This is a genomic window from Paracoccus sp. (in: a-proteobacteria), from assembly GCF_030536915.1.
In the GTDB taxonomy this organism is placed as follows: domain Bacteria; phylum Pseudomonadota; class Alphaproteobacteria; order Rhodobacterales; family Rhodobacteraceae; genus Paracoccus.
In genome coordinates this window covers 1-5,549 of record NZ_JAUNPC010000131.1, presented here as the reverse complement: position 1 = coordinate 5,549, position 5,549 = coordinate 1, and the positions used below count along the sequence as shown (strand labels likewise).

The window sequence follows — 5,549 nt, the reverse complement described above, 5'->3', positions numbered from 1 at the left end:
GCTGGGTGACCGCTTTCCCTGCGGAAAGATCAGTCATCCGGCCCGGCCATTCCGCGGATGCGGAAGCATTTGTACCATTCCGCCGCATACACGATCCTCAGCGCGGGATCACTCGTTATCCATCCAGATCGTCACGGGTCCATCATTGACCAGCGCGACCTTCATGTCGGCGCCGAACTCGCCTGTCTCGACGGGCAGACCCAGCGCCTTCAGCGCCTCGGCAAAGGCCAGATAAAGGCGCTTGCCTTCCTCTGGCGGTGCGGCGGTCGAAAAGCCGGGGCGGTTTCCGCTGCGCGTGTCGGCGGCAAGCGTGAACTGGCTGACGACCAGCGCCGCGCCGCCGGTATCCTGCACCGAGCGGTTCATCCGGCCCTGGTCATCCCGGAATATCCGCAGGCGCGCCACCCGTCCGGCAAGCCGCTGGGCCGCAGCCTCGTCGTCGCCCTGCATCGCGCAGACGAGCAGCAGAAGCCCGGGACCGATCCGGCCGACGGACCGGTCCTCGACGGTGACTTCCGCCTCGCTCACCCGCTGGATCAGCACCCGCATGGCCGTCCCTCAGCGCAGCATGATCCCGAGGACAACCGCCATCAGCCCCAGCATCGAGGCCGCCAGCGCGCCCATGTTCACCGCCACCACCCGGTGCATGGTGGCCCGCATGGCGGCGTCATCCCGGCCCATGCGCTTTGCCCGCGCCACGGCGACGATGCACCAGACGATGCCCGCCAGACCTGCTGTGGTCAGCGCCGCGCCGCACCAGATCAGGATGTCGTGGATGGTCATGCGGCCTCCGTCAAGCAGTCGCTTCCGGGCCTAGCGGCGATTGCGCGTCCCGGCAAGACGGCCTATTGCAGCGCCTCATTTCCGCGGCGAAGGACAGCGACATGAGCGACGATCAGGCCTATGGCATCGCAGCCGGAGAGCTGCGCCAGTTCATCGAGCAATACGAGCAGCTCGACGCCGAGAAGAGCGACGTGGCCGAGCGCCAGAAGGAGCTGATGGCCGAGGCCAAGGCGCGCGGCTACGACACCAAGGTGATGCGCAAGATCGTGGCCCTGCGCAAGCGCGACAAGGACGACGTCGCCGAGGAAGAGGCGATCCTGGACATGTACAAGTCCGCATTGGGGATGTGAGCGGACTGGGCAAGCCGGGGCTGCCCCCTGCTTGCCGGTTCCCGACGGCATCCGGCCTCGGATGACGGTCCGGCGGCACGGCCCCGGCCCTGGTTTCCAGCGGCCAAGCCGCGGACGGATTAAACGCAGAGAATCGGCTGGCGATGGCGCGGCCGTCCTGCGGCGTCAGGGACTCAGGAACTCGACCCCCGGCAGGGCGGCGATGCGGCCCACGTCTTCCTCGTAGGCGTCGGTGATCTCGTCCACCAAGTCCTGTGTCCAGCCGGGAACGGTGACGGTTTCGCGCACCAGGTCAGGGCGGGCGTGGCGGCCCAGCATCTCGGCGAAGATCCGGCGCCGCGCCTCGACGGTCAGCGGGGCGGCGCGGGTCATGGCCTCCTTCAGGTCCGCCATCCCTTCGGGGGGCAGCAGGTCGCCCAGGACGGCGAGGCCGGATTTCAGGGGCACGTCCGCGGGCATCCGGGCGACCCGGCGCACGGCCTCGGGCCAGATCAGCGGGGTGTCCTCGTAGCACCAGACGATCACGCGCCGGCCCTGCATCGCCTCGACGATGCGCTGCATCGCGGGGCCCCAGCGCATCTGGCGAGGGTCGCAGCCTTGCAGCAGGCGCTCGACCGAGCCATCGGGCACGCGCGAGGCGAGATGCGGGATCTGCAGCGCGGGGTTCTGGATCGCCAGCGACACCTCGACCTCGGCCGAGGGGAAGAGGCCCGCCACCGCCCGCATCCGGGCGCCCGCCTGCGGAAACAGGCCCTTTTCGTTGAGGCAGCGCACCGGAGCCCCGATCAGCGACGCCTGCGAGATCACCATCCGCTGCACGCTTTCGGATTCCAGCATCGCGTCGTAGATGACCTCCTCCATCTCGGTCGGCGCGTCGCCGCCTTTCAGCGAGTTCAGCGCCTCGTCCAGAACGCCCTTGTAGCGGCCGGGCGGCACCACCTCGACGCCGTTGGCAAGCAGCCAGTCGCGGTTTTCCATCAGCGTGCGGATCATCCGCTCGGGCTCGGTGCCGTGGGTGCCGAAATGGATCGCGACCTGCATGGAAGAAACCTCGCCCTGCTGCTGGCCGTCCCGTCGCCCTGCGCGGGCGCGGGGTCAAGGGGCGGGCCGGGATTGTCATGGAAAAACTTGGGCGGGGTTGCGGGGGCGTGGTGCTTGCGCCACCCGCGGCGGGCGCGTATTCCGGCGTCATGCCGGCTTAGCTCAGTGGTAGAGCGTCTGATTTGTAATCAGGGGGTCGGGGGTTCAAATCCCTCAGCCGGCACCAGCTTACCCGCCCCAGCTGCGTTCCAGCACCGACAGCCAGTTCCGCCAGGCGATCTTCTCGACCAGGGCGCGGCCGTAGCCATGGGCCAGCATCGCACCGGTCAGCCGGGGCAGGGCGGCCGCGTCGGGCAGGTCCGCCGGCATCACCGCGCCGTCGAAATCGGAACCCAGCGCCACGCCGTCCTCGCCCAGGATCGCCAGCATGTGGTCGAGATGGCGCAGCAGGATGTCGAAGCCGCGGAACTGTTCCCGCCGGCCGTCGGGGGCAAGGAAGCCGGTGTTGAAGTTCAGGCCCACCACGCCGCCGGTATCGGCGATCTGGCGCAACTGCCGGTCGGTCAGGTTGCGGGAACTCGGGCAGATCGCATGGGCGGCCGAATGGGTGGCGACCAGCGGGGCATCGGTCAGCCGCGCCACATCGTCGCAGCCCTTCTCGTTCAGGTGCGACAGGTCGATCATGATCCGCAGCGCGTTGCATTCGCGCACCAGGGCGCGACCGCGGTCCGTCAGCCCCTCGCCACGATCGGGGGCCGAGGGGAAGGCGAAGGGCACGCCATGCCCGTAGGCCGTCGGCCGCGACCAGACGAACCCCATCGAGCGCAGGCCGATCGCGTGCCACAGATGCAGCGCATCAAGATCGGCCAGGGGCTCGGCCCCTTCCATGTGCAGGATTGCGGCGATGCGGCCCGCATCCATCGCCGCGCGGATGTCGGCGGCGCTGCGGCAGATCGACAGTGTGCCTGTGCGTTCCAGCCCGAACAGCGCCGCAGCCTGCGCGAAGGCCAGCGGCAGGGCCGCATCGCAGGCGACCTGGGGCGGCAGGGGCAGGTCGAAGGGCGGGTTTTCCTTCTGGCGCAGCAGTTCGGCTATGTCCCCGGTCTGGGCGTCGGGCACCCACATGGCGAAGAAGCCGCCGGCCATGCCCCCCTGCCGCAACCGCGGCAGGTCCATGTGGCCGGTACCGTCCCCTTCCCGCCACAGCCGGGCGGCATCGGTTCCAGCGGCCACGGCGCGCGGCAGGAAGTCGTTATGTCCATCGAATACGGGGATCATCTGGCCCAGTCCCAAGCTTTGCGCCTGCACGAAGATCATCCCTGCCGCGCCGATGCAAGCGGGCCGGGCTTGCCCTTCGCCGGGCTGCATGCAACGCATTTCCATTGAACGCGAGGGAACGGGAACGACATGGCGGGACGCATCATCACCGTGGCCCAGCAGAAGGGCGGCTCGGGCAAGACCACGCTGACGGTGAACCTTGCCGTGGCGCTGCGCCGCAAGGGCTTTTCCGTCGCGGTGCTGGACACCGACCCGCAGGGCAGCCTCGGGCGCTGGTTCATGGAACGGCTGGACCGGGGGGGCGAGGATGCGGGGCTCGAGTTCTCGACCTCTTCGGCCTGGGGGGCCAGCTACGAGGGCGAGAAGCTGAAGCGGCGTTTCGACGTGGTGCTGATCGACACGCCGCCCAAGATCGAAAGCGACCTGCGCCCGGCGCTGCGGGTGGCCGACCTGATCCTTGTGCCCATCGCCTCCAGCCAGGTGGACCTGTGGGCGACGGAAGGCGTGCTGGACCTTGCCGACCGGGAAAAACGCCCCGTCCTGATCGTGCTGAACCGGACGCGGCCGAACACGCGGCTGGGGGCCGAGGTGGCCGCGGGCGCGGCGGCCCTCGGGGTCCAGGTGGCGCAGGCCCAGATCGCGAACCGCGTGGCCTATGCCGAGACGCTGGGGCATGGCAGCGCCGTGGCCGAGGGGCAGGCCGGTCCTGCCCGCGACGAGATGGCCGTGCTGGCCGAGGAGGTCATGGCTCATGCCGGGATCGAGGGTGCCGCAACCATCGGCGGTCCGGGCCGGACCTGACGGCCTGATGCCGCCGATCAAGAACCGGCCGGGCAGCGGAAAGGGGACATGATGGCCGAAGCGGCAGATTTCAGCGGCATTTCCGGTGCCATGCCCATCGAGCCGCTGGCCGCGCCGCTTGCCCCCGATGCGCTGCGCGAACAGGTCGCGGCGCTGGGCCCGTGGTTTCACAACATCGATCTTGCGCCCGGCCTCTCCACGCGCGGGATCGCGCCGTCGGCCGGGCCTCAGCCCGCCGATCATCCGCGGCGGCGCTGGCAGGTTTACGAAGGCGTTCTGCCGCAGGACATGACCGGGATGCGGGTGCTGGACCTCGGCTCGGCCGAGGGGTTCTTTGCGCTGGAAATGGCGCGCAGGGGCGCCTTCGTGCTGGCCCAGGATTTCTGGGGCGCGATGATCCGGCGGCTGCGCTTTGCGGCGCAGGTCACGGGGCTGCAGGACCGGATCTAGACCCGGATCGGGGATGTGACCGCCATCCAGCCCGGCGAACGCTATGACGCGGTGCTGGCGCTGGGGCTGCTTTACCACCTGCGCCACCCCTTTCACGACCTTGAGATCATTTCCCGCGCCGCGGACCTGCTGTGGCTGGAAACGACGCTGCACGAGGGTAAGGAAAGCTTTCTCTACTTCAAGCCGCCCGCCGAGGGCGTCCACCATATCCGCAAATGGTTTCCGACCCGCGCCTGCGTGCGCCACATGCTGGACGAATGCAGGTTCACCACGGTCGAGGACATCCCCGACCCCACGCCCAACCGCGGCTCTTTCATGGCGCGGCGCTGACGCCAGGGCGGGCGGCGGCGCGGCCCAGGCTGCAGGCAGGCTGCCCTTGACCGATCCCGCAGGGGCCTTTCAATGCCGCCGCTTGCTGCGCTTGTTGCCGCCGCGCTGGCCCGCGCGGCCGGCGGTCGAGCGGCCCTGCGAACGGACCGCGGCCTCGGCCGCTTCCTCGACCGCCGTCTGCCGGGCCAGCGGGTCGTCGGCCACCACCAGCTCGACCGCCTCCAGCCGCTTGACCTCGTCGCGCAGGCGGGCGGCCTCCTCGAACTCGAGGTTCTCGGCGGCCTTTCGCATCTGGGTCCGCAGGGCGTCCAGATGCGCCTGCAGGTTGGCGCCGACCAATGGCTTGTCGATCTTCGTCGTGATCCGCGACTGGTCGGTATCGCCCTGCCACAGCCCTGCCAGCACGTCATCGACGTTCTTGCGGACGGTTGTCGGGGTGATGCCATGCGTCTCGTTATAGGCCTGCTGCTTGGCGCGGCGGCGTTCGGTTTCCCGCATCGCGCGTTCCATGCTGCC

Annotated in this window: 9 protein-coding genes and 1 tRNA gene; 5 read left to right on the top strand and 5 right to left on the bottom strand. The window is 69.4% G+C overall.

The features are described from left to right. Positions 1-108 precede the first annotated feature (108 nt). Complete coding sequence (gene dtd, locus Q4F04_RS14530) at positions 109-549, bottom strand: D-aminoacyl-tRNA deacylase (RefSeq protein WP_303370516.1); 441 nt, start codon at positions 547-549, stop codon at positions 109-111. A gap of 9 nt (positions 550-558) precedes the next feature. Next, positions 559-783 (bottom strand): hypothetical protein, encoded by a 225-nt coding sequence (locus Q4F04_RS14525; protein WP_303370515.1) that lies wholly within the window; start codon positions 781-783, stop codon positions 559-561. 101 nt (positions 784-884) lie between these two features. Between Q4F04_RS14525 and Q4F04_RS14520 the strand changes: the two genes are divergently transcribed. Next, complete coding sequence (locus Q4F04_RS14520; protein WP_303370514.1) at positions 885-1,133, top strand: DUF2312 domain-containing protein; 249 nt, start codon at positions 885-887, stop codon at positions 1,131-1,133. 165 nt (positions 1,134-1,298) lie between these two features. Here Q4F04_RS14520 and Q4F04_RS14515 read toward each other — a convergent pair whose 3' ends face one another. Beyond that, complete coding sequence (locus Q4F04_RS14515) at positions 1,299-2,174, bottom strand: hypothetical protein (RefSeq protein ID WP_303370513.1); 876 nt, start codon at positions 2,172-2,174, stop codon at positions 1,299-1,301. A gap of 151 nt (positions 2,175-2,325) precedes the next feature. Here Q4F04_RS14515 and Q4F04_RS14510 point away from each other — a divergent pair. Then, positions 2,326-2,400 (top strand) — tRNA-Thr (locus Q4F04_RS14510). Positions 2,401-2,402: 2 nt separating this feature from the next. Here the strand turns inward: Q4F04_RS14510 and Q4F04_RS14505 are convergent. Continuing rightward, entirely contained in the window at positions 2,403-3,452 is a 1,050-nt protein-coding gene (locus Q4F04_RS14505) for a dipeptidase (protein WP_303370517.1), read from the bottom strand. Between the two features lie 129 nt (positions 3,453-3,581). Between Q4F04_RS14505 and parA the strand changes: the two genes are divergently transcribed. Genes parA through Q4F04_RS14490 form a run of 3 tightly spaced genes read left to right on the top strand, consistent with a single transcriptional unit; the run spans position 3,582 to position 5,033 of the window. Continuing rightward, positions 3,582-4,253, top strand: a complete 672-nt coding sequence (gene parA, locus Q4F04_RS14500) for a ParA family partition ATPase (protein ID WP_303370512.1) — start codon at positions 3,582-3,584, stop codon at positions 4,251-4,253. A 51-nt stretch (positions 4,254-4,304) separates the two neighbouring features. Then, positions 4,305-4,703 carry a hypothetical protein gene (locus tag Q4F04_RS14495; RefSeq protein ID WP_303370511.1) on the top strand — a complete coding sequence of 133 codons (399 nt, stop codon included), beginning with the start codon at positions 4,305-4,307 and terminating at the stop codon, positions 4,701-4,703. Positions 4,704-4,718: 15 nt separating this feature from the next. Next, on the top strand, positions 4,719-5,033 hold the full coding sequence (locus Q4F04_RS14490) for a hypothetical protein (RefSeq protein ID WP_303370510.1): 315 nt from the start codon (positions 4,719-4,721) through the stop codon (positions 5,031-5,033). Positions 5,034-5,102: 69 nt separating this feature from the next. On the opposite strand, the gene Q4F04_RS14485 is transcribed toward Q4F04_RS14490, so the two are convergent. Next, on the bottom strand, positions 5,103-5,549 hold a 447-nt coding region (locus Q4F04_RS14485), incomplete at its 5' end, for a UvrB/UvrC motif-containing protein (protein WP_303370509.1).

Bases quoted from the DNA above. Each gene is read 5' to 3' on its own strand.
- Q4F04_RS14520 (WP_303370514.1), top strand. From the start codon at position 885: ATGAGCGACGATCAGGCCTATGGCATCGCAGCCGGAGAGCTGCGCCAG.
- parA (WP_303370512.1), top strand. From the start codon at position 3,582: ATGGCGGGACGCATCATCACCGTGGCCCAGCAGAAGGGCGGCTCGGGC.
- Q4F04_RS14525 (WP_303370515.1), bottom strand. From the start codon at position 783: ATGACCATCCACGACATCCTGATCTGGTGCGGCGCGGCGCTGACCACA.
- dtd (WP_303370516.1), bottom strand. From the start codon at position 549: ATGCGGGTGCTGATCCAGCGGGTGAGCGAGGCGGAAGTCACCGTCGAG.
- Q4F04_RS14505 (WP_303370517.1), bottom strand. From the start codon at position 3,452: ATGATCCCCGTATTCGATGGACATAACGACTTCCTGCCGCGCGCCGTG.
- Q4F04_RS14495 (WP_303370511.1), top strand. From the start codon at position 4,305: ATGGCCGAAGCGGCAGATTTCAGCGGCATTTCCGGTGCCATGCCCATC.
- Q4F04_RS14515 (WP_303370513.1), bottom strand. From the start codon at position 2,174: ATGCAGGTCGCGATCCATTTCGGCACCCACGGCACCGAGCCCGAGCGG.